The organism is Ureibacillus chungkukjangi (assembly GCF_003217295.1).
Classification (GTDB): Bacteria; Bacillota; Bacilli; order Bacillales_A; family Planococcaceae; genus Ureibacillus; species Ureibacillus chungkukjangi.
Genome location: NZ_QJTJ01000001.1, coordinates 122,704 through 146,526, shown reverse-complemented (window position 1 = coordinate 146,526; position 23,823 = coordinate 122,704). Strand labels below are relative to the sequence as shown.

General features: G+C 36.9%; 22 protein-coding genes. 17 read left to right on the top strand and 5 right to left on the bottom strand.

Annotated features, from left to right (window positions below; all coding sequences use genetic code 11):
- Positions 1 to 17 precede the first annotated feature (17 nt).
- The 10 genes from BJ095_RS00720 (at position 18) to BJ095_RS00675 (ending at position 11,095) form a co-directional block, all read left to right on the top strand.
- Complete coding sequence (locus tag BJ095_RS00720; RefSeq protein WP_107934074.1) at positions 18 to 2,072, top strand: metallophosphoesterase family protein; 2,055 nt, start codon at positions 18 to 20, stop codon at positions 2,070 to 2,072.
- 208 nt (positions 2,073 to 2,280) lie between these two features.
- Positions 2,281 to 3,243: an alpha/beta hydrolase gene (locus BJ095_RS00715; RefSeq protein ID WP_107934072.1), complete on the top strand. Its 963-nt coding sequence runs from the start codon at positions 2,281 to 2,283 to the stop codon at positions 3,241 to 3,243.
- A 36-nt stretch (positions 3,244 to 3,279) separates the two neighbouring features.
- Positions 3,280 to 3,819, top strand: coding sequence for a dihydrofolate reductase family protein (locus BJ095_RS00710; RefSeq protein ID WP_107934070.1), 540 nt, complete (start codon positions 3,280 to 3,282; stop codon positions 3,817 to 3,819).
- A gap of 456 nt (positions 3,820 to 4,275) precedes the next feature.
- The gene (locus BJ095_RS00705; protein WP_107934068.1) at positions 4,276 to 5,460 is read left to right on the top strand and encodes a NupC/NupG family nucleoside CNT transporter; all 1,185 of its coding nucleotides are present in this window, start codon (positions 4,276 to 4,278) and stop codon (positions 5,458 to 5,460) included.
- Positions 5,461 to 5,698: 238 nt separating this feature from the next.
- On the top strand, positions 5,699 to 6,481 hold the full coding sequence (locus BJ095_RS00700) for an ABC transporter ATP-binding protein (protein WP_107934066.1): 783 nt from the start codon (positions 5,699 to 5,701) through the stop codon (positions 6,479 to 6,481).
- A 4-nt stretch (positions 6,482 to 6,485) separates the two neighbouring features.
- Positions 6,486 to 7,289 carry an ABC transporter permease gene (locus BJ095_RS00695; protein ID WP_107934065.1) on the top strand — a complete coding sequence of 268 codons (804 nt, stop codon included), beginning with the start codon at positions 6,486 to 6,488 and terminating at the stop codon, positions 7,287 to 7,289.
- Positions 7,290 to 8,168: an ABC transporter permease gene (locus tag BJ095_RS00690; protein ID WP_107934063.1), complete on the top strand. Its 879-nt coding sequence runs from the start codon at positions 7,290 to 7,292 to the stop codon at positions 8,166 to 8,168.
- 92 nt (positions 8,169 to 8,260) lie between these two features.
- Positions 8,261 to 9,304 carry an ABC transporter substrate-binding protein gene (locus BJ095_RS00685; RefSeq protein WP_110561286.1) on the top strand — a complete coding sequence of 348 codons (1,044 nt, stop codon included), beginning with the start codon at positions 8,261 to 8,263 and terminating at the stop codon, positions 9,302 to 9,304.
- A gap of 200 nt (positions 9,305 to 9,504) precedes the next feature.
- Positions 9,505 to 10,476: a cache domain-containing protein gene (locus BJ095_RS00680; RefSeq protein ID WP_107934659.1), complete on the top strand. Its 972-nt coding sequence runs from the start codon at positions 9,505 to 9,507 to the stop codon at positions 10,474 to 10,476.
- 7 nt (positions 10,477 to 10,483) lie between these two features.
- Positions 10,484 to 11,095, top strand: a complete 612-nt coding sequence (locus BJ095_RS00675; protein WP_193768054.1) for a GGDEF domain-containing protein — start codon at positions 10,484 to 10,486, stop codon at positions 11,093 to 11,095.
- Between the two features lie 82 nt (positions 11,096 to 11,177).
- Here the strand turns inward: BJ095_RS00675 and BJ095_RS00670 are convergent, their stop codons facing one another.
- The 4 genes from BJ095_RS00670 to BJ095_RS00655 all read right to left on the bottom strand — a co-directional run bounded on the left by BJ095_RS00670 (position 11,178) and on the right by BJ095_RS00655 (position 14,505).
- Entirely contained in the window at positions 11,178 to 12,200 is a 1,023-nt protein-coding gene (locus tag BJ095_RS00670; RefSeq protein ID WP_107934657.1) for a threonine aldolase family protein, read from the bottom strand.
- A 174-nt stretch (positions 12,201 to 12,374) separates the two neighbouring features.
- Positions 12,375 to 12,647, bottom strand: coding sequence for a Parvovirus coat protein VP1-like protein (locus BJ095_RS00665; RefSeq protein WP_107934656.1), 273 nt, complete (start codon positions 12,645 to 12,647; stop codon positions 12,375 to 12,377).
- A gap of 182 nt (positions 12,648 to 12,829) precedes the next feature.
- Positions 12,830 to 13,102: a hypothetical protein gene (locus tag BJ095_RS00660; protein ID WP_202973774.1), complete on the bottom strand. Its 273-nt coding sequence runs from the start codon at positions 13,100 to 13,102 to the stop codon at positions 12,830 to 12,832.
- Between the two features lie 50 nt (positions 13,103 to 13,152).
- Entirely contained in the window at positions 13,153 to 14,505 is a 1,353-nt protein-coding gene (locus tag BJ095_RS00655) for a hypothetical protein (RefSeq protein WP_107934655.1), read from the bottom strand.
- A gap of 352 nt (positions 14,506 to 14,857) precedes the next feature.
- On the opposite strand from BJ095_RS00655, the gene BJ095_RS00650 reads away from it, so the two are divergent.
- The gene (locus tag BJ095_RS00650) at positions 14,858 to 16,024 is read left to right on the top strand and encodes an IS256 family transposase (protein ID WP_107934654.1); all 1,167 of its coding nucleotides are present in this window, start codon (positions 14,858 to 14,860) and stop codon (positions 16,022 to 16,024) included.
- Positions 16,025 to 16,397: 373 nt separating this feature from the next.
- Here BJ095_RS00650 and BJ095_RS00645 read toward each other — a convergent pair whose 3' ends face one another.
- Positions 16,398 to 16,571: an asparagine synthase gene (locus tag BJ095_RS00645; protein WP_107934653.1), complete on the bottom strand. Its 174-nt coding sequence runs from the start codon at positions 16,569 to 16,571 to the stop codon at positions 16,398 to 16,400.
- 258 nt (positions 16,572 to 16,829) lie between these two features.
- On the opposite strand from BJ095_RS00645, the gene BJ095_RS00640 reads away from it, so the two are divergent.
- The 6 genes from BJ095_RS00640 to BJ095_RS00615 all read left to right on the top strand — a co-directional run bounded on the left by BJ095_RS00640 (position 16,830) and on the right by BJ095_RS00615 (position 23,823).
- On the top strand, positions 16,830 to 17,885 hold the full coding sequence (locus BJ095_RS00640) for a DmpA family aminopeptidase (RefSeq protein WP_107934652.1): 1,056 nt from the start codon (positions 16,830 to 16,832) through the stop codon (positions 17,883 to 17,885).
- A gap of 295 nt (positions 17,886 to 18,180) precedes the next feature.
- Positions 18,181 to 18,909, top strand: a complete 729-nt coding sequence (locus BJ095_RS00635) for a M15 family metallopeptidase (protein WP_235867532.1) — start codon at positions 18,181 to 18,183, stop codon at positions 18,907 to 18,909.
- Positions 18,906 to 19,700, top strand: coding sequence for a M55 family metallopeptidase (locus BJ095_RS00630; protein ID WP_107934651.1), 795 nt, complete (start codon positions 18,906 to 18,908; stop codon positions 19,698 to 19,700). Before BJ095_RS00635 ends, BJ095_RS00630 begins: the two co-directional genes overlap by 4 nt.
- A 278-nt stretch (positions 19,701 to 19,978) precedes the next feature.
- Complete coding sequence (locus tag BJ095_RS00625) at positions 19,979 to 21,814, top strand: peptide ABC transporter substrate-binding protein (protein WP_107934650.1); 1,836 nt, start codon at positions 19,979 to 19,981, stop codon at positions 21,812 to 21,814.
- Positions 21,815 to 21,904: 90 nt separating this feature from the next.
- The gene (locus BJ095_RS00620) at positions 21,905 to 22,849 is read left to right on the top strand and encodes an ABC transporter permease (RefSeq protein WP_107934649.1); all 945 of its coding nucleotides are present in this window, start codon (positions 21,905 to 21,907) and stop codon (positions 22,847 to 22,849) included.
- Positions 22,849 to 23,823, top strand: a complete 975-nt coding sequence (locus tag BJ095_RS00615; protein WP_107934648.1) for an ABC transporter permease — start codon at positions 22,849 to 22,851, stop codon at positions 23,821 to 23,823. Before BJ095_RS00620 ends, BJ095_RS00615 begins: the two co-directional genes overlap by 1 nt.

The window sequence follows — 23,823 nt, the reverse complement described above, 5'->3', positions numbered from 1 at the left end:
ATGAGGGGAAGAAATACATGAATCCAGATTTATTTCCTGCTCTTTTAGCTGGTCCAATGATACGTCGGCTTGAGTCATCACAAGTATATATTTGGGTGGCGACAAGTAAAGACTACGAGATAACCGCCGAGGTATATGAAATTATTTCAAGCGAAGAAGCCGATAATTATACCAAATTAGCTTCAGCTACTGACACAAGTACAATTCAATTTGGAAAAAACCTTTTTATTCACTTACTCAAAATAACCCCCAATTCAAATAAATTTCCTACTAATCAAATAATAGGCTATAATCTTCACTTCCAAAATAAGAAGGAACAATTTGATCTAGAAATGCTCGGTCTTTTGAAAAACAACAATCCACAAAGCATTGTCTATGATTCTTTAAAATATCCTACCTTCTTTATCCCTGAAAAAAGCTCAGAGTTCTCTGCTAAATTTTTATTTGGCTCATGTCGAAAGCTACATGGTGAAGGGGAGGATTTGTTAGCAAAGGGTGATCAGCTTTTAGTAGACAACAGTCGTGATATAAGCAATCGTCCAGATGCACTCTTCTTGATGGGTGATCAGATTTATGCAGATGATGTAGCAGACCCAATTTTCTACCTCATTAACCAGTTTGGGAAGGCATTAATGGGAGTAAATGAGGATTTGGTTACAGTTGATAAACGACTGGCCAATTATTCATCAGCCCTGCATAAAATTAATGCGAGAAAAGATATTATAAAGGACATGGCAAGCTTATCAACAAGAAAAGGATCTAATCATCTTATCGAGTTTGGTGAGTTTGCCGCAATGTATTTATTGGCTTGGAGTCCGATATTATGGGAAATAGCTCAAGAAGGAAACCTCTACGAATCCTTTGATAATGGGTTTGAGAAGGGCCATTTTCATTTGAAGCTAACAAGAGCAACGGATAAGCTTAAGAAACTGGAAAAAACACAATTACAAAATCGATTTACCGAACAGGAAAAGCTCATTAATGGTTGCCCCACAGCTACCTATAAAATTAGAAGGCTATTGGCCAATATTCCAACGTATATGATTTTCGACGACCATGATATAACAGACGATTTGAATATAAATGCCGATTGGAAAGAAAAAGTGACACAATCACCATTAGGTAAACATATTGTTGCTAATGGATTAGCAGCCTTTTTTGCTTTTCAAGGTTGGGGGAATGAGCCACAGGTTTTCAAAGATGCTTTTATTCCAGGGGTTAAAGAGTATTTTAAAGATTTATGTGGCGGTAATACAGAGGCAAGCTATAAGGAATGGATAGCTTTGATAATGGAGCACCAGCCATGGCACTTTGTAGCACCAACCAATCCCAGGGCGGTCTTTCTGGATACAAGAACATTGAGAGAATATGATGATAAGCCAAATACGACAATTATTGAACAGTTAGTAAAAGAAAGAGCATACCCGCCTCAGCTAGTGAATGAAGACGAATACAAGTCGATTACCAAGCAGCTACAGTCAAGTGGATGGGTAGAAAGAGACCCGTTAATCATCATCTCGCCAACGCCGGTAATCGGCTTTGATTTAATCGAGAAGGCGATTCTTCAATTTTTACCGACCATTGAAATATTAGGAGCCCATGTTCAAACAATTTTTGATGTAGAGGCATGGAGATACAATGGAAAAGGACTGACAAATTTTCTGAATCAGTTGTCAGAGTGGAATCCTGGTAACACAGTTGTGCTTTCGGGTGATGTACATTACAGTTTTTCGGCTACCGCAAATTTCACATTTTCAGATGAGAAAGAAATGAGTGTCAAACAAATAACGGCAAGTCCTTTGAAAAATATGAGCTTTAAAAACTTTGGTACCCTCATGAAAATTACCACAGCGCTTAAGCAGGTACTCCAGCAAGAATTCATTTATCGTTTTTGTGATTTATCCTACCTGATTCAGGATACTGATAAAAAATCCCTCCCCATAGAAGACTTTCTATGGAAAGAGCAATTACATTATGCCCAAATTGAAGGCAAATCAATTATTGAAACAGACAATACACTAGGGGAAATAACATTTTTTGAGGATCGAGTGGAAAATCGCTTTATTAAATAGATTAGGAGACAGGTCAGAGGTGGGTTATGCTTAAACTCATAGGATTAAAAATAATCTATACGGGAGATTTGGTCTTTATGGAACCGAATCACCGTTTTTTTTTTTACATACTCGCTTAAAAATAGTAATATATTAATTTCCTTATTAAGCCGATACATAGAGGAAACGAGAGAGAAAAGATTGAATTAATAACCATGGGGGATGAGTTATGAAAAAAAGAATAATCATTATATTAGGTGCTTTATTAGTAGTGTTGGGGGCTACATATTTAGGGGTTGGGAACTATTTTTATAATTTCGCTTTAAAGGCAAATGATGAAAAAGAGTTTATGGAGGATAATCCCAATCTTGAAGAGAGCATTGCCGTAATGGCAGCGGTATCTGAAGCGGCCGAAGTAGCAGATAAAGAATTTGAAACCAATACAGAAGATTTAACGATGTCAATTGTATCAAAGGATAGTCTGCAGCTAAACCTAAAGGCTGATTTTTATGAAAACGGAAAAACTAACCATAAATACGCAATAGTTGTACATGGCTACACATCAAGTGCAGATGGGATGACAAGATATATCCGTAACTTTTATGAAAAAGGCTTTCATGTAGTAGCACCGGATTTACGTGGGCATGGAGAAAGTGATGGGGAATACATTGGAATGGGCTGGCATGATCGTCTAGACATTTTGCAATGGATTGATGAAATTATTAAGCTGGATCCAAACGCGGAAATTGTATTATTTGGGGTATCAATGGGTGGTGCAACGGTAATGATGACTTCTGGAGAGGACCTACCTCCTAATGTAAAAGTAATTGTAGAAGACTGTGGTTACTCATCTGTCAGTGATGTGTTTGTTTATCAGCTAGATGATTTGTTTGGTTTACCAGAATTCCCGGTTATCAATGCTGCCAATACGATAACGAAAATTCGTGCAGGGTATGACCTCTATGAGGCTTCGGCAGTAGAGCAGGTTGCAAAAAGTGTGAAACCGATTTTATTTATCCATGGAGATCAGGATACCTTTGTACCCTTTGAAATGCTAGAAGAGGTTTATGCTGCAGGAGCAGTTGAAAAAGAGAAGTTAATTATCAATGGGGCAGGTCATGGCGAAGCAGAAAAGGTAGACCCTGAAGCTTATTGGGGTACAGTATGGGAGTTTGTCGGGAGATTTATTTAGTAATGAAAAAAATGCAGTATTAAACAGGAGAAAATAATGAACACAAAACAACGAAAAATAGTAGTATTTATCGCTTCAACCTTAGATGGCTATATTGCCACAAAGGAGGATTCCCTTGAATGGTTATTCAATGTAGAAGGGGAAGGGGACAACGGCTACTCAGAGTTCTATGAAACTGTAGATACAGTGGTTATGGGAAAACGAACGTACGATTGGCTGATAGACCAAAAGCTGGAGGAGTTCCCATATATCAATAAAGAATGCTATGTATTTTCAAGAACAAGCCATGAAGACACAGAAGATGTGAAGTTTGTAAATGAGGATATACGCCAATTTGTTGAAAAGCTACAAAAGAAAGATGGAAAAAGCATTTGGATTGTTGGGGGAGGAGAGCTGTTGTTTTACTTCATCAAGGAGAAGCTTGTGGATGAATTTATCATTACACTTGCCCCTACTATCCTGGGAGAAGGAATTCCACTATTTAAAAATGGTGATTATCAGTTAGACCTTAGTTTTACAGGTATGAGAAGCTTCAACCAATTTGTTGAGCTACGGTATAAAGTTAAAGGTAAATAGCTGCTAAAAATTTAATAAGCTAGGTATTAAGGCTGTTCTTTAAAGTCAGACTATTGGACTTTAGAGAGCGGTCTTTTTGTATTATTTTTATAATGATGAACTTTTTAAAAAGTTTGAATAGACTAATATCAAATAAGTGTCAAAATCTATTATTTCTGAATTTTAATTTATTAAAGCGATATCCTTGTAAATACTTAATAATACTAATAATTTATACAAGACAAAACTTTATATATTTTTAGAATATTAGTTCTTCAGACTATAATTCTAATAACTATTTGACTATAGATAACTAGTGGTATAAAATTTTTCGATATACATTAATTATTTTTCATTTATTACAGTAGTTTTAAAAAGATTTCTAAACGGCAGTAATTGGAAATTAATAGATGAATAGTGATTAAACGACGTAGTGTATTGAGGCACTGAATCTAAAACAATCGAGGTAGAGTAATAATGTCAATTATAATCGGGATTTTAGGCTTAGTTGTAGTTCTTGGGTTAGCATACATAATGAGTAATGACAAGAAGGCTATCGACTATAAAGCAGTTGGAATTATGTTAGTTATGCAAGTGGCGCTAACATTAATTATGTTCAAAACATCAATTGGGTTAACAGTAATTGAGGCAATAGGCAATGGCTTTTCTAAAGTAATTGAAATTGGCCGTGAAGGTGTTACCTTTGTAATTGGGGGCTGGGTGCCAGAAGGTAATTCAGTATTCTTTGTAAATGTTTTACTTATTATTATTTTCACTTCTATGTTGCTTTCAGTTTTAACTTACTTACGAATTTTACCACTTATTATTAAATATTTAGGTGGATTCCTTTCTAAGATAACTGGCTTATCAAGTGTTACAACTTTCCACGCAGTTAATAATATTTTCTTTGGTCAATCAGAAGGGCTTTTAGCGATTAAAACTCATATTCATAATATGAGCAACAATAAATTATTCGTTATTTCAGTTTCCTCAATGGCATCCGTTTCTGCTTCAATTATGGCTTCGTACATAACGATGTTACCTGCAAAGTATGTATTAGGTGCGATGACATTAAATGCTTTATCGGCATTAATCATCGGGATTATTATGGCACCAGAACGAAATGCTGCTAAAAATGAAGCGATCGATACTGAAAACGCTTCACCAGCAAAATCTATATTTGAATCAATTTCAGTAGGTGCTTTAGATGGCGGGAAGGTAGCGTTAATTGTTGCTGCAATGTTAATCGCTTACGTTGGCTTAATGGCTGTAATCGATGCAGGCTTTAATGCAATAATTGGGTTATCATTTACTGAAATTCTAGGATATGTTTTTGCACCAATTGCATGGTTGATGGGTATCCCTGCCAGTGACATTTTAGTAGCGGGTCAAACGATGGGAACAAAATTAGCAACGAATGAGTTTGTTGCAATGCTGCAATTTATCGAGCATATTCCTGATCTATCAGAAAAAACGGTTGGGATTGTTTCAGTATTCTTAATCAGCTTTGCCAACTTTAGCTCAATCGGTATTATTAGTGGGTCTATGCAAGCAATTAATGGAGAAAAAGCTGCAATAATTTCTAAGTTCGGTCTTAAAATGTTATTAGCAGCTACGATGGTATCAATGCTTACGGCAACTTTAGTGGGTATTTTTATTTAATAATGAATCTATGGCTACAAATCTTTTTATCATTAAAGAGATTTGTAGCTTTTTTTTACAAATTCAGTTTCCCATATTTCAAAGTATCCAATATTTCCTTTAAATTTTTTACACTTTGTCTAATGTATAGCTAATTTTGCTAGATATATAATTATGTAAGTAATCTTTACATGAAGAGTGATAAAAACTGCTTTTGATTATCTAAAAATTCAAAATTTACTTTGGTGGGGGAGATTTTATGACATTAACAAAAATTGATACACCAGAAATTGCGATAGACCAGGTTAGCATGTCTTATCAAACTGATACTGCAAAGGTATTAGCTTTAAAGGATATTACGGTTGATATTCAAAAGGGAGAGTTCGTATCATTGCTTGGACCATCTGGATGTGGAAAAACTACGCTGCTTCGTATTATGGCTGACCTAATACAGCCAACAAGTGGTAGTGTTACAGTTTCGGGTGGTACAGCAAAAGAAGCCAGGTTAGCAAGAAAGTATGGCATTGTATTCCAAAGCCCTGTTTTGTACGATTGGCGAAAAGTAAAAAAGAATATTACACTACCTTTGGAAATGATGGGGCTTAGCAAGGAGGTGCAGGAAAAAAGAGCGACTACTTTGCTGGATTTGGTTGGTTTATCGAAATTTAAAGAGAAATACCCATGGCAGCTAAGTGGGGGCATGCAGCAACGTGTAGCTATTGCAAGAGCGTTGGCAATCGAGCCAGAAATCTTATTGATGGACGAGCCGTTTTCAGCATTAGATGAGTTTTCCCGGGAACGTTTAAACGAAGAGCTTTTATCTATATGGAGTAAGGTAGGTAATACAGTCGTTTTTGTTACCCATAGTATTCCAGAGGCGATTTTTTTATCTGATCGAGTGTTTGTTTTATCCCCACATCCTGGTCGACTTTCAAAAATTGTTGAAATTGACCTGCCCAGACCAAGAAGAGAAGAAATGAGAAATAGCCCAGAATTTTATCAATTAATCTCTGATATTCGAAATAGCTTTGAAGGAGTGTAGCCATATGAAATCTCAAATTTCTCTTGGTCGTTTAACTCCTGCTGTTGTCGTAGTGCTAGCGTTATTGCTCATTTGGCAGTTCCTTTCTTGGTTCTTGGTCATATTAGAGGTGCCGCTCGCACAATCAAAAATTCCTTATCTGCACGAATTAGCTCTTACCTTTTCAACCTATTCCGGCACCCTTTTTTCAGAATGCTCGGTTACTTTAACAAATGCGGTAATGGGTTTTGCTTTAGGTGCTCTTGGTGGGGTTTTTCTTGCAGTATTAATGAGTATTTCTAAATGGGTAGAACAGCTTGCATTTCCCTATGCGGTTGCTTCACAGATGATTCCTATTCTTGGATTGGCGCCGATTGTATATGGCATTTTTCGAGATGAGCAAATTTCTAGAGTGTTAATAGCAGCTTATATGACATTTTTCCCTGTTGCTTTAAATTGCCTGAGAGGCTTACGCAGTGCTGATCCACAGGCACTTGAACTTATGTATTCTTATGCCGCAAAGCCTTGGTCTGTTTATTGGAGACTTCGTTTTCCCCAAAGCTTGCCGAGTCTCTTCAGTGGGTTGAAAATAGCAGCTCCGTTAGCCGTAACAGGAGCTATTTTAGTAGAGCTAATGGGTGCGACACGAGGACTTGGTGTAATCATGCTTAGAAATCTGTACTATGGCCCTTCTCACAATTATATGTTTTGGCTGACAGTTATTTTTGGTGCTGCACTTGGGATTTTAAGCTATCTAATTGTAAGTTTAATAGAAAGAATGGTAACGCCCTGGCAGCCTGAATTTCGTAAGTCTGGAGGCGATGAGTAATTGGAGGAAAAAACAGCTGAACACAAAAGTGCCTGGATTGCACCGACAACGAATCGAGAGTACGCCAACCTACCATTAAAGCTGGAAGTTACTAAAGTGAAAAAGAAAAAGAACCGACATAATTCAAGCAAGATTATAATTCCTATAACAGCAGGGATAGTCTTCCTTCTATTATGGGAATTCCAAATCTTTCATGGGATTTTTCAATTGAAAACCTATCAATTACCTATTCCTTCAGCCATAATGGCAGCGTTTATAGAAAACTTTAGCACTCTTTTCTCATATACAGCCTACACCTTTACTGAAGCTGTATTAGGAATGCTACTAGGTTCCTCTGTAGGTTTTATGCTGGCATTAATTGCATCGGCCTTCCCAAAATGGGGTAGAAGTGGGCTGATGATAGTAGTGGCGTTAAATGCTGTACCGATTGTTGCCTTAGCTCCTATTATGAATTTATGGTTTGGGAACGGTATGGGCTCAAGAATTGCAATCGTAACTATCACGACAATGGCTGCTATGGCTATCAATGCCCACAAAGGACTATCTAATGTAAATCCACTTGCCTTGGATCTAATGCATAGCTACGCTGCAAAGAAATTAGAGGTTTTTAAGTATTTAAGAATCTCAAATAGTCTCCCATACGTGTTCACTGCTTTAAAAATAAATACAACGGCAAGTATGATTGGAGCGATTGTTGGGGAGTTCTTCTATTCCTCTAAAGGATTAGGCTATTTGCTTTCTAACTCTATTAAAATTGCACAAATGCCCCTAGGCTGGTCCTGTATTATTATTGCTTCTATTGCCGGGGTGATATTCTATTTAGTCGTTGAAGGCTTGGAAAAAATGTTTATAGGCTGGCATGCGTCTGAAAGAAAGTGACAGTGATAATCGTTTTGAATGCAGCTTTAACCGAAAATAAGCACTTAAGAATTTAAATGAATACCAGTGTCTGAATTTGGAGGGGGAATTTTATGAAAGTAAAAGTACAAAATGTGAATTCTATTCTTTTAATTGTTGTTTTAGCTTTAGTCTCAGTTTTAGCAGCGTGTAGCTCGGATGAGGAGAAGGTGGCGACATCTTCTAGTGGAGATTTAGCGCCTGTGACCTTACAGCTGAAATGGGTACCACAAGCCCAGTTTGCAGGATATTATGTAGCGCTTGAAAAGGGCTATTATAAAGAAGAAGGGTTGGATGTGACAATTGCTCCAGGTGGTCCTGATATTGTTCCAGAGCAACAAGTTGCTAATGGTGCAGCTCAAATTGGGGTAGACTGGGTAGCAAGCTTGCTACCGCATATTGAACAAGGGATGCCGTTAATTCAAATTGCTCAAATTTATCAAGAAAGTGGATTATTGCTAATTTCGAAAAAGGATGCAGGAATTACTTCACCTAAGGATTTAGCTGGTAAGAATGTTGGGAACTGGATGGGTGGAAACGAATTTGAGGCTTTAGCGTTATTTGATAAATATGGTCTTGACCCAAATAGTGATCTTTCCTTTGTGAAGCAAGCCTTTACAATGGATCAATTTTTATCTGGTGATTTAGATGCTGCTTCTGCTATGACATATAACGAATATCATGTTGTGCTAGAATCAGGTGTTCTAGCAAGCGATCTAAATATTATCGATATGAATGATGAGGGCGTTGCGATGCTTGAGGATAATCTGTTTGCCAACAAAGAATGGCTAGAAGAAAACAAAGAAACAGCTGCAAAATTCATTCGTGCCTCTATTAAAGGATGGAAAGCCGCGATTGAAGATGCAGAAGGGGCAGTCGATATCATAATGGCAGAGTCGGAAGAGGGGAGCAGTACAAGAGAGCATCAGCTAACGATGATGGAGGAAGTAGCAAAGTTAGTTCTGCCTGAAGGCTTTAATGCCGAGGAACTAGGGAAAACTGATCCGAAGATGTTCCAGCAGACAGCCGATATTGCGCATCAGTTTGGAGTTATTAAAGAAAAAGCCGATGTCGATGAAGCATTTACAAATGAAATTTTCGAAATGGCTACAAAATAAATAACTTTTGTTAGTGTAGCTTCAGAAGGCTAATCCCTTTTGAGGCTCTTTTTTTACTACAAGTAAAATGATTGATGCTTACAAAAGATAGGTTAAACTAATGGGGAACACTTTCAATAATAGAAGCGTCAGAGTATAATGAAGATTCGTAACTATCGAACAATAAAGGCGGTTGAAGTCTTTTATACAGGGGACCAAGAATGCATAAATTAAGTGAAAAAATTAAATTGAAATATTTAATCATCGGGATAATAACCTTAGCCTTTTTATTATCAATAGCTAGTAGTTTGTTTAGTATTTATCAAAGAAGTGTTACTTTACTAGAAGAACAATCTTTAGATAAAAATCGGGTGTATGCCCAAAAGCTATCTCAAATTGTGGATTTATATTTGGATGAGACTATACAAGTACTTGGATATAGCGCTTCTAAAATTGCCGATCAGATGGATAATGAGGAATTGTTGAATGAAGAAGTCAATCGTTTACAAACACAACAAAATGCATTTAATTCTGTAATCATAGCAGATCCTAATGGACTAATGTTAGAAGGAGCTCCTGAAAAGTATGCGCTAAAAGGGAAGAGAATTACTTCAAAAGAAGGTCTTTCACAGTTGGAAAATCAAAAGATAACAATTTCAGATCCTTTTAGAGCGTCAACTGGAAAGTTACTTATCACAGTTTCATACCCGATTTTTTCGAGTGATGGACAATATAAGGGAGCTATTAATGGGAGTGTATATATCCATGAATCGAACTTTTTTGAAAAGGTCTTAGGTGAGCATCAATATCAAGATGGTTCCTATGTATATGTGGTCGATTCAAAAGGACGGATTATTTATCATTATGAGAGATCTCGTTTAGGTATGGATGTTTCAGAAAATAAGGTGATACAAAGAATTAACAAGGGCGAGAGTGGGGCGCAACTAGTTATAAATAAATTTAATGAGGAAATGCTTGCCGGCTTTAGCCCGTTAGAGAAAACTAATTGGGGAGTAATTGTTCAGACTCCTCGAAAAAATGCAATAGACTCGGTAGGGCAGCAAGTATTAACCACTTTTTATTTTGAATTACCTTTACTTTTAATTTCCATAATCATCGTCTTAGGATTAGCAGCAAAGATTACAAAGCCTTTACAGCAGATCGCTGTTATTACTGAGAACAGTGTTAAATGAAAGTGAAATGGGGAATTTGAACAGCTTAAATGCCTGGTATTATGAAGCCTCTAAAATCAAAAATGCCTTAATACAAAGCTTCTCTTTTTTACATGGTCAAGTAAGTACATTAAAGGATGAAAATTCGATTGATTCACTAACAAACTTAACTAATCGTCGGGCCATGGATGCCGTTTTGCAGGCATGGACAGTTCAAGGCAAAATGTACTCTGTGATTATGTTGGATATCGATCGTTTTAAATCGATAAATGATACCTATGGACATGCAACGGGAGATGAAGTGTTAAAATTTCTAGCCCTTCAAATGAGAAATGCTGTGAGGGAGCAAGACATGTGTTGTCGATATGGTGGAGAAGAATTTATCATATTATTGCCTGAGACAGGTGTAGATGAAGCGTATGACATAGCGGAAGAACTACGTCGGAATGTCGAAGGTACAATTAGTCCGATTGGGAAATCGGTGACATTCTCTGCAGGAATTGCAGTATTCCCTAAACAAGCTTCGAATCCAAAAAAATTAATCGAGCTTGCCGATGCAGCGCTTTATGAAGCGAAGAATCTAGGGCGCAATCGTGTAGTAAGAGCGAAGGAAGAGCTTCAAGCATCAGAGGATGAATAACGAAAGAGTTTCATGAAATATGAATAGTAAAAATGCAATTTGCGAGTCTGCAAATTGCATTTTATTTTACCGATTTTTAGATTTATGAGATAACAACTTTTATATCTTCAATAAGCTCTTCACAAACTTCTTTTGTTGTAGCCCATGAAGTAACAAAGCGTATTGCGATTTTGTCATCAACTGGCTCCCAAATTTCAAAGGCATAATCCTTTTGTAATTTTTCTACTTGTTCCTTTGTGAAGATAGGGAAGATTTGATTTGTTGGTGATTCACTTAATAGAGGTATCCCTAGCTCCTTTAGCTCATTACTCAAAAAGTGTGCTAATTCATTCTCATGCTGCCCCATTTCAAAGTAAAGGTTATCGTTAAAAGCGGCTTCAAATTGGATTCCTAATACGTAGCCTTTGGCAAGCATTGCACCTTTATTTTTTATATGATATCTAAAATAAGATTTTAACTGATCGTTAAAGATTACAATTGCTTCACCGCTTAGCATACCGATTTTTGTACCACCGATATACATTACATCACAAAGCTCCTTCAATTGATTGAATTCTACATCACTTGCTGCAAGACCACTTGAAAGGCGTGCACCATCTATGTACAAATATAGTTGTTTCTCTTTGCACAATTCATATAATGCTTTTAGTTCAGCAAAGCTATAAACTGTACCAATCTCTGTTGATTGTGAAATGTAAACCATTCCAATCTTCACCATATGCTCATCCTGATGATATGCTAATGCGGCTTCAATATCTGCTGTAGTTAGCTTTCCGTCAATACCTGCAGCAGTGTAAACCTTATGTCCTGTTGCTTCGATTGCTCCAGTTTCATATACATTAATATGCCCAGAGCTACAAGCTAAAACCGCCTCGTATGGTCGTAAAATATGGGAAATAACGGAAGCATTAGCCTGAGTCCCTCCAGTGACAAAGTGGATATCACAATTATCGCTTTCTAGCTTATCTTTTATTAAATACTTTGCATTTTCTGTATGCTTATCCAAGCCATAGCCAGTATTTTGTTCAGTGCTTGCTTTTAGTAGAGCTTCTAAAAGTGCAGGATGGCAAAGCTCACTATAATCATTTTTAAAACTGTATTTCATTTTCTACAAACCTTCTTTACTATTTTTTAAATAGTATAACATTAATTGTATATTCAAGAAGTTTAGAATATTTGATTAAGGAAGAAGGGTGAAAAGTGAGAGAAGAAAACGGATTATTTAAGTAAGTTAGGCATGAATACGCAGGGGTAAGTGAGTGTTCATGCCTCAAATAATTTAGAAGAAAAAATTCTTCATATTAATAGCGCTTGAAAATAACCTAGCATCCTTTCCTAGATTATTGTTCATGTAGGTATACTGATTTAAGCATTGCTGAAATAGATTGTCGCAATAGCCTCTTCTACTACCTCTATCTCTATTGTACATGTAGCACTCATCATGGAATTTGCAGCAGGCGTCTACAGGATTTGTTGGGGCACCAGGACCTGAACAGCCAGGACCGCAATATCGATATCCCGGATAGCAGAAGCCAAATCTCCCATTTCTCATAGGTACAACCTCTCCTCTAATTCTTGTTGCTCTAGCATATGTATCTACAACTCTTCTAGTAAGGGCTATCCAACTAGTTTCAAGGGGATGTATTTTGAATATAAAAAATACCTAAAATTCCAATAGATAAGGAATTCTAGGTGCTATCATGTAGAGGTAAAAAGTGGGGGAAGCTGGGCAGCTTAATCACCTCCGCCGCCGCCACCTCCATCTCCACCGCAGTCTGAGCCTCCGCTTCCTCCAGAGTCAAATGTCCACCATCCATTTGACCCGTTTGAGTCGGAGTATCTTTGTCGTATTCGTTTTTCATAGGCACGTTTTGCAGGTGTCCACTTACGCCATTTGAAGAAATAATTGATACTTGAAATAATTTTATAAATGACAAACAGTACAAGGTAAACGGCGAAACACATCACAGCTATTAAAACCAAAATACCAAAAATATCACCTAGCATATTCTCACCAGCCTTCTATCAGATAGGGTCATTACCTTTATTGCTAACTTCTATTGCTTCAAGAAAGCTTCTAATTCAGCTACTGTCAAGTTATTATAGCTTTGATATAGTAGCTGATAGTCACCAGCTGATTCCTTCAAAATTTGATAGGATGGAATATTCTTTTGTAAATAGTTTTGTGTAGGCTCTGGCCATTCGTTAAACGGAACATCGATATACTCTGTATAATCAAAATAATCTCCTGTATCCATACTGTATTGGAGAGCTTTAAATTCAGTGCTTTGGATTTTTATGAAATACAAAGCATCAGATAGCTTCACTATTTTTTCAGTCGTTGGCAGGTTAATATCCATATAATATTCAGATGCTACTAAATAAAATACACCATCCTCATACTCCAACCAATGAAAATCTGTTGAATCGGGATTTCTTGCTTCAAGGTCCTCGGGCTTAAAATCAACCGAATAATATTTTTTCATAGCATCCTTGATTAATTGTTCTGAAAAGCCAGCACCATAATTCTCGATTGGGTCTTGATCGCTTTCTATTTTTTGATTAAAAATTAAAGCCTCAATCATACTCTCGTACATTGTAGAATCCAAGGAGTTGATATCTCCAAAGTTGATAAATTGTCTAATAGCTGCTTCTATTTCAGGTGTTAATGCTTCTGTTTCAGCATCGAAAGCAGTGTTCATACCTTTGGATAACTGATTCATGACTATTTGTATAGATGAAATTGGTTCGCTCAAATCAATGGCAAATTGTTTTTGACCATTTTCTTGATTTATGATGGGTGTTTCCTCACCGACTAACTCACCATCAGAAACGGAGAATTGTTGATTTTGCAATGTGAAAAATTGTTTATCTTGAGGATTGGAGCGCATGATTGCAGTCGTTCCATCAGTTAACGCTATAAATGACATCTCGGCAGCGTCCTCGTAATAGGAATAGAAATTATTATCGATCAATTTAGCTTCCTGTTCTGTAATGCCCCAAATTTCCTCAACATAACCGGCTTCGTTGCGATGCTCTAAATCCTCGTTCATATACTGACTGCTTTTCATAAGAATGTATAGTTCCACTTGACCATCATTGTCAAAATCGATTAATTGACTATAGACAATTCCAACGTAAAGATCTCCAAGTTTTTCTTCATATTTATGGTTCGGATGGATTACTCCATATTTTCGATATAAATTAGTTAGTGTTTCAGATAGTTTTTTGTTTGCTTGCTGCTGTTCTGTATTAGTGGAAACCGATTCTGTCTCTCTGTGCTCCTGACCAACTGGCGCCACTTCCTCAATATGGTCTTTCTGTTGTTCTGTTTTTTCTTCATTCTCTAATTTATCGGTACAGCCTACTAATATTAACAGCATAAAGGTTGCAAATAGTAACTTTTTCATGAAAATCCCCCTAACAAGTCTCCTTACTATTACTATACATGAGAGAAAGTGTTCTAAATAGAGGGTTCTTGTAAAATATGGTAAAAAGGTCTTTTCTGCCTAAGTAAATAGGTCTAGAGGGAAAAATAAAAGGAAAAATTCCTCCTAATTTGATAAATACCTATATTTTCTTAATAATAAAGGAAGTTTTTCCTGTTATAGTGGGAAAATCTTTGAATTTTGTCTAATTTAATGCAATTAACGGAAAATCTTTGATTAAGTCCGTATAATTGTGTAAAAAGAGAAGAGTCATTTTAATCACTCTTGGGTACAATGTTTTCTGCGAAGATAAACAATGAAAAGAGGAATTAAAATGACTCAATTACAGTTTAACCTAGATATGGATTTTTTAAAAGATTCTGTACTACATTCTAATTTGGATACAGTTGTTAAATCAGCGTTAGTCCTTGTCCTTAATGAATTTATGGAAAAAGAAAGAGACAAGTATTTACAAGCAGCTGCTTATGAGCGTTCTAGTGAACGTCTTGATTATCGAAACGGTTACTATGAGCGTGAATTAATCATGAGTCTTGGGAAACTAACTTTAAAAGTTCCTAGGACTCGGAACGGTGAGTTCTCCACAGCTCTATTTGAAAAATACGCAAGACATGACCAAGCCCTAGTTTTATCAATGATTGAAATGGTTGTGAATGGTGTCTCTACGAGAAAAGTTACTCAAATTGTTGAACAGCTCTGTGGTGAAAGTGTTTCGAAATCTTTGGTATCCTCGCTTACTCAAAAGTTAGATCCAATTATTAATACTTGGGCTAGTCGTTCATTAAGCTCAACTTATTATCCTTATGTCTTTCTAGATGCTATGTATATTAAGGTTCGTGAGCATCATCAAGTGGTATCAAAGGCTGTTTATATTGCAACCGCTATTACAGAAGAAAATACTCGAGAAATCCTTGGCTTAAGTGTGGATCATGTTGAAAGTTATGATAGCTGGTGTCGTTTTCTCCAACAGTTAAAATCAAGAGGTATTCAATCACCCAAGCTAGTTATATCAGATGCACACCAAGGCTTACAAAAGGCTATACAACGAGAATTCTTAGGCACTGGATGGCAACGATGCAATGTGCATTTTAAACGTAATATTATCGAGAAGCTTCCTAAAAAAGGGTCGGAAGATTTCCGTATCATGTTAAAAAGAATTTTTGAAGCTGTCACTCTTGAAGACACACGCAAATTTAAAGCGGAATTAATGGATAAATATGCAGAAAATCAAAAATATGAAAAGGCACTCAATGTATTGGATGATGGATTTGAAGATACGGTTCAATATATGAATTTTCCGGAAGGAATACGTGTCCATATTCGTAGTACAAATTCGCTTGAACGATTAAATCAAGAAGTACGCAGAAGAGAGCGAGTGATTCGCATTTTCCCGAATACACAATCTGCTTTCAGGTTAATTGGTGCTGTATTAATGCACTATCAGGAAAACGATTATTCGAATAGAAAAAGTCTGACTAAATAGGATTTGATTGATTATTTTTTAACCAAACTCCCATTAATGGAGTCTTTCACATTCCGTAAAGGCTGTCAAAGTGAAAAGAGCCTTTGACAGCCTTTACGGAATGTGAAGTTATTAATCCATGGGAGTTAAGGCCAAAAAAATGTTAGATAAGTGGGGAACTTTTATTCCCCAATTAAACGTTGAAAACAATTGTATTGAATTTTACACAATTACTTGGACTTGACTAAATCTTTCGCTTATCTTTGCTTCTTAAGTGACCTATATCTACATTAGCGGGAATTTCTCCTGTTATGAGATTGCAATACCTATATGAAAGTTTTGTAATTTCCATAATAATGAAAAAAGAGCACGTTATGTGCTCTTTTAAATCATACTAACGACGATGCTCGACTAGGTCAATTGCACCTAAGACAATGTGTGCCAATCCAAACCCGAAAAGGGTGTTCGCCAACATTTGGTTAGAACCTTTTTGTTTCATGGCATACCCTGCAGCAGTTACAGCTGAGCCAAGTACAGTAGGAATTAAGCCTTCACGAATATTGTTCATAAAAGTGCCCTCCACATCGATTGTTAGTAGGTGTAAAATCACCATCCCTATTATGACTTACAAATACGGTTGATATTCAGTAAATTGACTATAAACTTTGAGTAGAATAAACCTAAATACACATAATAAGGGAAAATACTGAGTTTGACTTTAAAAAAGGGATTTGGTTCCTTTTGTTGAAGTTTTAAATACAGACAAGCGAAGTCTTATTATCGTTTAGAGAGTTTACATAGAAATGCTTTATAAAGGAGGGCACATATGGGAAAAAAAGCACGTGATTTAGGCATCAAAATAGGCAAGCTACCAACGGGAAAGAAAAATTGTATTACTGATGTAAAGGGTGTCAGGGTAGGGCATGTTACATTAGATTATGAGCTAGAAAAAGAAGGGGATTATGCTTGTACAGGAGTCACTGCCATCTTGCCTCATGGAGGGAATCTATTTCAAAATAAAGTGACAGCAGCTAGCTATGTTATCAACGGTTTTGGTAAATCTGCCGGGCTAATCCAGGTGAATGAACTAGGTGTGATTGAATCACCTATAATGCTGACAAATACGTTTAGTGTACCTCAAGTGACACAAGGAACGCTTGAATATATGCTGGATAACAATGAAGATATCGGAATCAAGACAGGAACCATTAATATTGTCGTAGGTGAATGTAATGATAGTCATTTGAATTCTATCAGAGCATGTCCTGTAAAACCCGAGCATGCTAAAGAAGCGATTGAGAAAGCTTCAAACGAGGCTGCCAAGGAAGGAGCAGTTGGTGCTGGTAAAGGCATGATTTGCTTTGGATACAAAGGTGGAATAGGTTCATCCTCTCGAATAGTGAAAGTAGAAAATACAGATATGTCATTTACTGTTGGTTGTATGGTATTAACAAATTTCGGGAAAAGCTCAGAGTTTTTAAAAGAAAATTATATTAGCTCAAATGCACAGCCCGAGTCGACTATTTCACCAACAGACGGTTCAATTATGATAGTTCTTGCTACAGATGCACCCCTTAGTAGCAGGCAACTAACCCGTGTTATTAAACGCTGTAGTGTAGGATTAGGCAGAACGGGAAGCTACTTTGCACATGGAAGTGGTGATGTTGTAATTGGCTTCACAATTGCACATGATATTCAGCATTCAACCAATAAGGTAATAGAGAGTCATACACAGCTGCGTGAGGATCACCCTATTATGAATGAATTATTTGCAGCAGCTGCAGAGACTACAGAAGAAGCGATTATTAACTCGCTTACTCAAGCAGAGACGACAACAGGAAGAAACGGGAATATAGTTCACGCATACGAATTTATTAAATAAAACAGAAATAAGCAAAGTTATTTAAGGAATTAAAAATCCTTAAATAACTTTTTTTATATAGAAATAGGAAATTAAGAAATGGAGTGAATCGTTTAGATTGAAGAGTTTAAGGTAATAAAATAGTGAGGGTATACTATTACATAATAATGTTAATTAGATAATAAATTTCCAGAAATATTTTTTACTGCCTAGTAAAAAAATGTAAAGTATGATAGATTTATTTTTAAATACGAAATAATCAAAATATTCATATACTTGAGATAATTATACATGGTGTGAGGTGATATTTATACAAGTGGATATTTATAAATCAATTCCAAAGCTTGAGGCTCCCTCTGTCAAGCGCAAACCTAAAGTGAACGATAATCGTGAACCACTAGTGAAAATTAATGCGCATCCCAAAATTTTTATAAAACCTATGTATTTTGAGCAAGGAATCCCCAATAGTTTACAAACAATCTATTTACGTAAAAGCACCTGTGAGAAATTGATAGAGGCTTTGACTCTATTACCTATGCATTATAGCTTCATTTTATATGATGGCTACCGTCCTCTCCAGGTACAAGAGCATTTATTTCAACTATTTTCTCAAGAGGTTAAAAACAAAAATCCAGATTATTCGGATGCAGCAGTTTTAGAGGAAACACTAAAATTCGTAGCATTTCCCAGTATAGAGCCATATAAAACGTCGCCACATATAACAGGAGGGGCCATTGATTTAACCTTAGGAGATTTAGCAGGCAATCCCCTAGATCTTGGGGGTGCATTTGATGAGATGAGCGAAAAGTCAGCAACCCGTTATTATGAGCAGCATCTTGAGGAAAATGATGAAGCATTAAAAAATAGGCGTCTTTTGTATAATGCAATGACAGCTGTCGGATTCACAAACTATTCAGAGGAATGGTGGCATTATGACTACGGCAATGTGACATGGGCAAGGCGAGTCAATGCACAAGAGGCAATGTATAGTGCTGTAGAAGCAATAATAGAGACACATCAAATAAAGGAGTTTCGATATTTATGAAGGTATATATTAGTGCAGATATTGAAGGCATCACTGGTACAACAGCTTGGATTGAAACGGAGCTTAATACACCGGATATTCAACCCTTTTTAAAGCAAATGACGAAGGAAGTAGAAGCAGCGATTGAGGGCGCTATAGCAGGTGGAGCTACAGAAATATTGCTTAAGGATGCGCATGATTCGGCTCGTAACATTGATATCTCGAACTTGCCGGTAAATTGTAAAATTATCCGTGGCTGGACGGGAGATCCAATGTGTATGGTGGCTGGGCTTGACGAAAGCTTTGACCGAGCAATTTTTATAGGCTATCACAGTAAAGGTGGAAGTCATCGCAACCCATTAGCGCACACTTTAGTAGTCAATGCTGATGTGAAAATTAATGGAGAATATGCTAGTGAATTTTTAATAAATACCTATGCTGCTAGATTGCATGGCGTACCGGTTGCCTTTGTAAGTGGTGATGAAGGTCTTATAGAAGAAATTCGTGAATTGAATGAAAATATTCTTACCTTTGCTACAAAGGAAGGAATCGGAAGTGCAACGGTAAGTGTAAGTCCGAGCTTAACGCTTAAAGAAACTAGAATATTAGTTGAAGAAGCAATGAGGTTAGATAGAGAGAGTTTACAGGTAGCTTTACCTGAAAAGTTCACGGTAGAAATAGTTTACCGAGACCATGCTCGTGCATTTAGAAATTCATTTTATCCAGGTGCAACATTTAAACCACATAATACGGTTGAATATGTTACTGAGGATTATTATGAAGTATTACGTATTTTACAATTTTTAACGTAGATTGAAGCTGGATTAAAAATATTAAATCTTTTAGTAGGCGTAGTTGAAGTACCCCTGTTTACACCATTAAAACTACGCTGCTATTTACGTAGAATATTCGAAATATTGCTATTTGTCTATGGGCGATTCAGATTTGCCTTTGCTATGAATGGATATGAATGGATGATCCTATATCAGGTAAACCGACATTTAATACACAATTCATGACAATGTCAGCCAAGCCTGAACTAGGATTTTCATTATAAAAAAAGAGATAGTAAAGAAACAGGAGGGGTTTTATGAGAAAGTTGTGGTTATTGCTTTTAGCTACAGTGTCTGTGCTAGTTCTAGCAGCATGTAGCGACAAGGGAGACGAGTCTTCTGAAAAAGAAGTATCAGAATACCGTACAGTATATTCAGGGGAGATTAAAACACTTAATTACTTAAAAACTTCTGAAACAAATGAATTTGCCGTTGCGGCGAATTTAGTAGATGGCTTGATCGAGTATGATCAGTATGGAATTGTACAACCTGGCCTAGCTGAAGAATGGTCGTCAAATGATGATGCAACCGTATGGACTTTCAAGCTTCGCGAAGGTGTAAAATGGGTTACTCATGATGGTGAAGAATATGCAGATGTTGTTGCACAGGACTTTGTAGATGGCTTGAATTACGTGCTAGATGCAAAAAATGAATCCTCGACAGCTTGGATTGCAACTGTGGTGAAAAACGGTGATGCCTTCTATAACGGGGAGGTTACTGATTTTACAGAGGTTGGTGTGAAGGCGCTAGATGACCATACAGTGGAATACACATTAGAGAATCCAACACCATATTTCCTTTCGATGCTCAACTATGTATGCTTCTTCCCTGTAAACGGCGAGTTCTTAGCTGAAAAGGGCGAAAGTTTTGGAACAACTAACGAAAATTTCCTTTACAATGGATCTTACATTTTAGACAAATTTGAACCTCAAAATGAGCGTGTACTTGTAAAAAATGACACATATTGGGATAAAGAAAATGTGTTAATTGACCGTATCCGCTATAAATACAATAAAGAAGCTGGAACTGTTGCACCAGAGCTATTCTTGCGTGGTGAAGTCGATGCCGCTTCAATTCCGACATCCGTAATTGACGAATGGTTCAATGACGAAGAGAAAAAATCACAAGTACGTCAAAGTCAAAATAACTTCTATACGTATTTCTATGCTTTAAACTTTGACCCACAATTCGATGCAGAGTATGAGCCAGAGAATTGGAAGGTGGTTGTGAACAACAAAAACTTCCGTAAATCGCTTTACCATGGACTTGACCGAGTATCTGCGATGTTAACAACAGAGCCATACAATCCAAATGATATGCTGAGTAATACAATTACACCGAAGAACTTTGTCGATGTGGAAGGTGTGGACTATACACAATTAGCACCTCTGGCTGATGTTACAAATACTGATTCCTTTAATAGCGATTTAGCGAAGGAATTTAAAGAAACTGCAATGGCTGAACTTGATGGAAAAGCAACATTCCCAGTTAAAGTATTAATGCCGTATAACTCAGGTTCTCCTGATTGGGCTAACCGTGCGCAAGTTGTAGAACAACAGCTTGAAGGACTACTAGGTACAGACTATATTGATGTGATCGTGGAAGCTGGACCTTCTACTGGATTCTTAGGTGAAGTTCGTCGTCCAGGTAAATTTGCATTATTAGAAGTGAACTGGGGACCTGACTATGCAGATCCTGCATCCTACACAGATCCATTTACTGAAGGTGGTTCGTATAACAAGCCTGAATTTGCTGAAGGCTACAAAGATTCAAACGGTAAATCAACATATCAAAACATGGTGGACGCTGCAAAATCAGAAATGGATTTAGCTAAACGCTATGAACTATTTGCAAAAGCAGAGAGCTTCCTAATCGAAGAAGCATTTGTTATTCCTTATGCAGTAGGTGGAACTGGCTATATTGCTTCAAAATTAAATCCGTTTGAAGCACAATACTCACCATTTGGTGTGACGGCTGAGAAGTTTAAAGGCCAAAATCTTTTAGACAAACCAATGAGTAACGATGAATTTAAAGAAGCTCAAGCAGCATGGGAACAAGAGCGTGCCGAAGCGTTAGCGAATGCAGAAAAATAAATTTTAACTAATAAGAAGAAGGAGATGACCAAGCCAGTTTTGGTGTCTCCTTCCTTCATTATTTGGCGTAAATTGTTGGGGGGTTAGAATATGCTGTGGTATATAGGAAAACGATTACTGCAATCCGTATTAACGCTTTTTATCATTATTACTATTGTTTTCTCGTTACTGCGACTGATGCCTGAAGAAGGCTACTTAGGAGCAGCAGCTGAAAAAATGTCGCCTGAACAGCAGGAAGTATATTTAACAAATTTAGGACTTCGTGACCCACTGATTGTACAGTTAGGGAATTTCTATTCAGACTTATTAATGGGTGATTTAGGAACTTCTGTTACATATCGTACGGATGTCGCAGTAACGACAATCATATCTGAAAAGATTATATATTCGTTACTATTTGGGCTTGGTGCTGTTGCACTGTCTCTTATTGTTGGGGTACCTTTAGGAATTTTGATGGCCCATATGAAAGGAAGATGGCTTGATCGATTAGGAACAGGTTATATTGTATTCGTTGTTGCTGTTCCAGCAGCGGTCTATTATATATTCATTCAAATGTATGTAACGGATATTTTAAATTTACCAATGCTGTTTGATGAATATAATTCAGCAAGCTGGATTCTGCCGCTAACGTCCATGGCTTTAGCTCCAACAGCCTCTTATGCAATGTGGATGCGTCGTTACATGGTGGATGAGCTCAATAAAGATTATATAAAACTAGCTCGGGCTAAGGGAGTTAAAGAGAAAACGTTAATGTTTAAGCATGTGATGCGAAATGCTTTTATCCCTATGGCACAGTATTTACCTGCTACAATTTTATTTACAATTACAGGCTCGATATACATTGAATCCTTATATTCGATTCCTGGGATGGGCGGTTTACTAGTTGATGTCATCCAACGTCAGGATAATTCTGTCGTGCAAGGATTAGTATTAATCTTCTCGTCTCTAGGAATTATTGGGCTGTTTTTAGGAGATTTAGCGATGGCAATTGTCGATCCTCGAATCAAGCTCGGTAAAGGGGGGAGTGTTCGATAATGGGAATCTTTTCTGAGGAAATTTCGAATATTTCAAAAAAGTCAAACGAAAATTTATTTGACTTCGCTGTTGTAGATGACCAAAAGGCGGAGCAAACAGGTTATTCAAATTATTCATATTGGCGCTCTACCTGGCAATCCTTTCTAAAAAATCGAATAGCTGTTTTTCTATTAGTAGTGGTAGGACTAATAATTGCTTTTGTTATTGTTCAACCATATCTACCTTATCAAAAATCTCCAACAGAAATTTATATCGATGAACAAACTGGTTCTCAGGCACGAAACATTACGCCAGGAGAAGATTTCTGGTTTGGAACAAATTCAATTGGACAGGATTTATGGTCGAGGATTTGGGCAGGAACAAGGACCTCGCTGTTTATAGGATTTGTCGTTGCATTCGCAGAGGTTTTGGTAGGAATTTCAGTAGGGGCACTTTGGGGCTTTTCAAGAAAGCTTGAAGCACCGATTACTCAGGTGTATAACATTTTTGAAAATATACCGACTACGATTGTTCTAATTTTAATGTCCTATATTTTACGACCGAGTATTTCTACGATCATCATTGCGATGTGTATAACGGGCTGGGTGGAGATGGCAAGGTTTATAAGAAATCAGATTGTGATTTTAAGAGATAGAGAGTATAACCTGGCATCAAAATGCTTGGGGACTCCAAGCTATCGAATTATATTAAAAAATTTATTACCTTATTTAATTTCCGTTATTATGCTACGAATGAGCTTAGCAATTCCGTTTGCGATTGGGGCAGAGGTATTTTTAACGTATATTGGCTTAGGCTTGCCAATTAGTGAACCCTCATTAGGAAATTTAATCAATGAAGGGCGTGTACTAATGATGTCGCCAGATCTACGCTATCAATTAATCTTCCCAAGTGTTGTTTTAAGTATTATTACAATTGCTTTTTATATTATTGGAAACGCATTTGCAGATGCTGCAGATCCAAAGAATCATGTATAG

What these genes read in the sequence shown, in the direction of transcription:
- BJ095_RS00720 (WP_107934074.1), top strand. Translation starts at nt 18, where the DNA reads ATGAATCCAGATTTATTTCCTGCTCTTTTAGCTGGTCCAATGATACGT.
- BJ095_RS00715 (WP_107934072.1), top strand. Translation starts at nt 2,281, where the DNA reads ATGAAAAAAAGAATAATCATTATATTAGGTGCTTTATTAGTAGTGTTG.
- BJ095_RS00710 (WP_107934070.1), top strand. Translation starts at nt 3,280, where the DNA reads ATGAACACAAAACAACGAAAAATAGTAGTATTTATCGCTTCAACCTTA.
- BJ095_RS00705 (WP_107934068.1), top strand. Translation starts at nt 4,276, where the DNA reads ATGTCAATTATAATCGGGATTTTAGGCTTAGTTGTAGTTCTTGGGTTA.
- BJ095_RS00700 (WP_107934066.1), top strand. Translation starts at nt 5,699, where the DNA reads ATGACATTAACAAAAATTGATACACCAGAAATTGCGATAGACCAGGTT.
- BJ095_RS00695 (WP_107934065.1), top strand. Translation starts at nt 6,486, where the DNA reads ATGAAATCTCAAATTTCTCTTGGTCGTTTAACTCCTGCTGTTGTCGTA.
- BJ095_RS00685 (WP_110561286.1), top strand. Translation starts at nt 8,261, where the DNA reads ATGAAAGTAAAAGTACAAAATGTGAATTCTATTCTTTTAATTGTTGTT.
- BJ095_RS00680 (WP_107934659.1), top strand. Translation starts at nt 9,505, where the DNA reads ATGCATAAATTAAGTGAAAAAATTAAATTGAAATATTTAATCATCGGG.
- BJ095_RS00675 (WP_193768054.1), top strand. Translation starts at nt 10,484, where the DNA reads ATGGGGAATTTGAACAGCTTAAATGCCTGGTATTATGAAGCCTCTAAA.
- BJ095_RS00670 (WP_107934657.1), bottom strand. Translation starts at nt 12,200, where the DNA reads ATGAAATACAGTTTTAAAAATGATTATAGTGAGCTTTGCCATCCTGCA.
- BJ095_RS00665 (WP_107934656.1), bottom strand. Translation starts at nt 12,647, where the DNA reads ATGAGAAATGGGAGATTTGGCTTCTGCTATCCGGGATATCGATATTGC.
- BJ095_RS00660 (WP_202973774.1), bottom strand. Translation starts at nt 13,102, where the DNA reads ATGCTAGGTGATATTTTTGGTATTTTGGTTTTAATAGCTGTGATGTGT.
- BJ095_RS00655 (WP_107934655.1), bottom strand. Translation starts at nt 14,505, where the DNA reads ATGAAAAAGTTACTATTTGCAACCTTTATGCTGTTAATATTAGTAGGC.
- BJ095_RS00650 (WP_107934654.1), top strand. Translation starts at nt 14,858, where the DNA reads ATGACTCAATTACAGTTTAACCTAGATATGGATTTTTTAAAAGATTCT.
- BJ095_RS00645 (WP_107934653.1), bottom strand. Translation starts at nt 16,571, where the DNA reads ATGAACAATATTCGTGAAGGCTTAATTCCTACTGTACTTGGCTCAGCT.
- BJ095_RS00640 (WP_107934652.1), top strand. Translation starts at nt 16,830, where the DNA reads ATGGGAAAAAAAGCACGTGATTTAGGCATCAAAATAGGCAAGCTACCA.
- BJ095_RS00630 (WP_107934651.1), top strand. Translation starts at nt 18,906, where the DNA reads ATGAAGGTATATATTAGTGCAGATATTGAAGGCATCACTGGTACAACA.
- BJ095_RS00625 (WP_107934650.1), top strand. Translation starts at nt 19,979, where the DNA reads ATGAGAAAGTTGTGGTTATTGCTTTTAGCTACAGTGTCTGTGCTAGTT.
- BJ095_RS00620 (WP_107934649.1), top strand. Translation starts at nt 21,905, where the DNA reads ATGCTGTGGTATATAGGAAAACGATTACTGCAATCCGTATTAACGCTT.
- BJ095_RS00615 (WP_107934648.1), top strand. Translation starts at nt 22,849, where the DNA reads ATGGGAATCTTTTCTGAGGAAATTTCGAATATTTCAAAAAAGTCAAAC.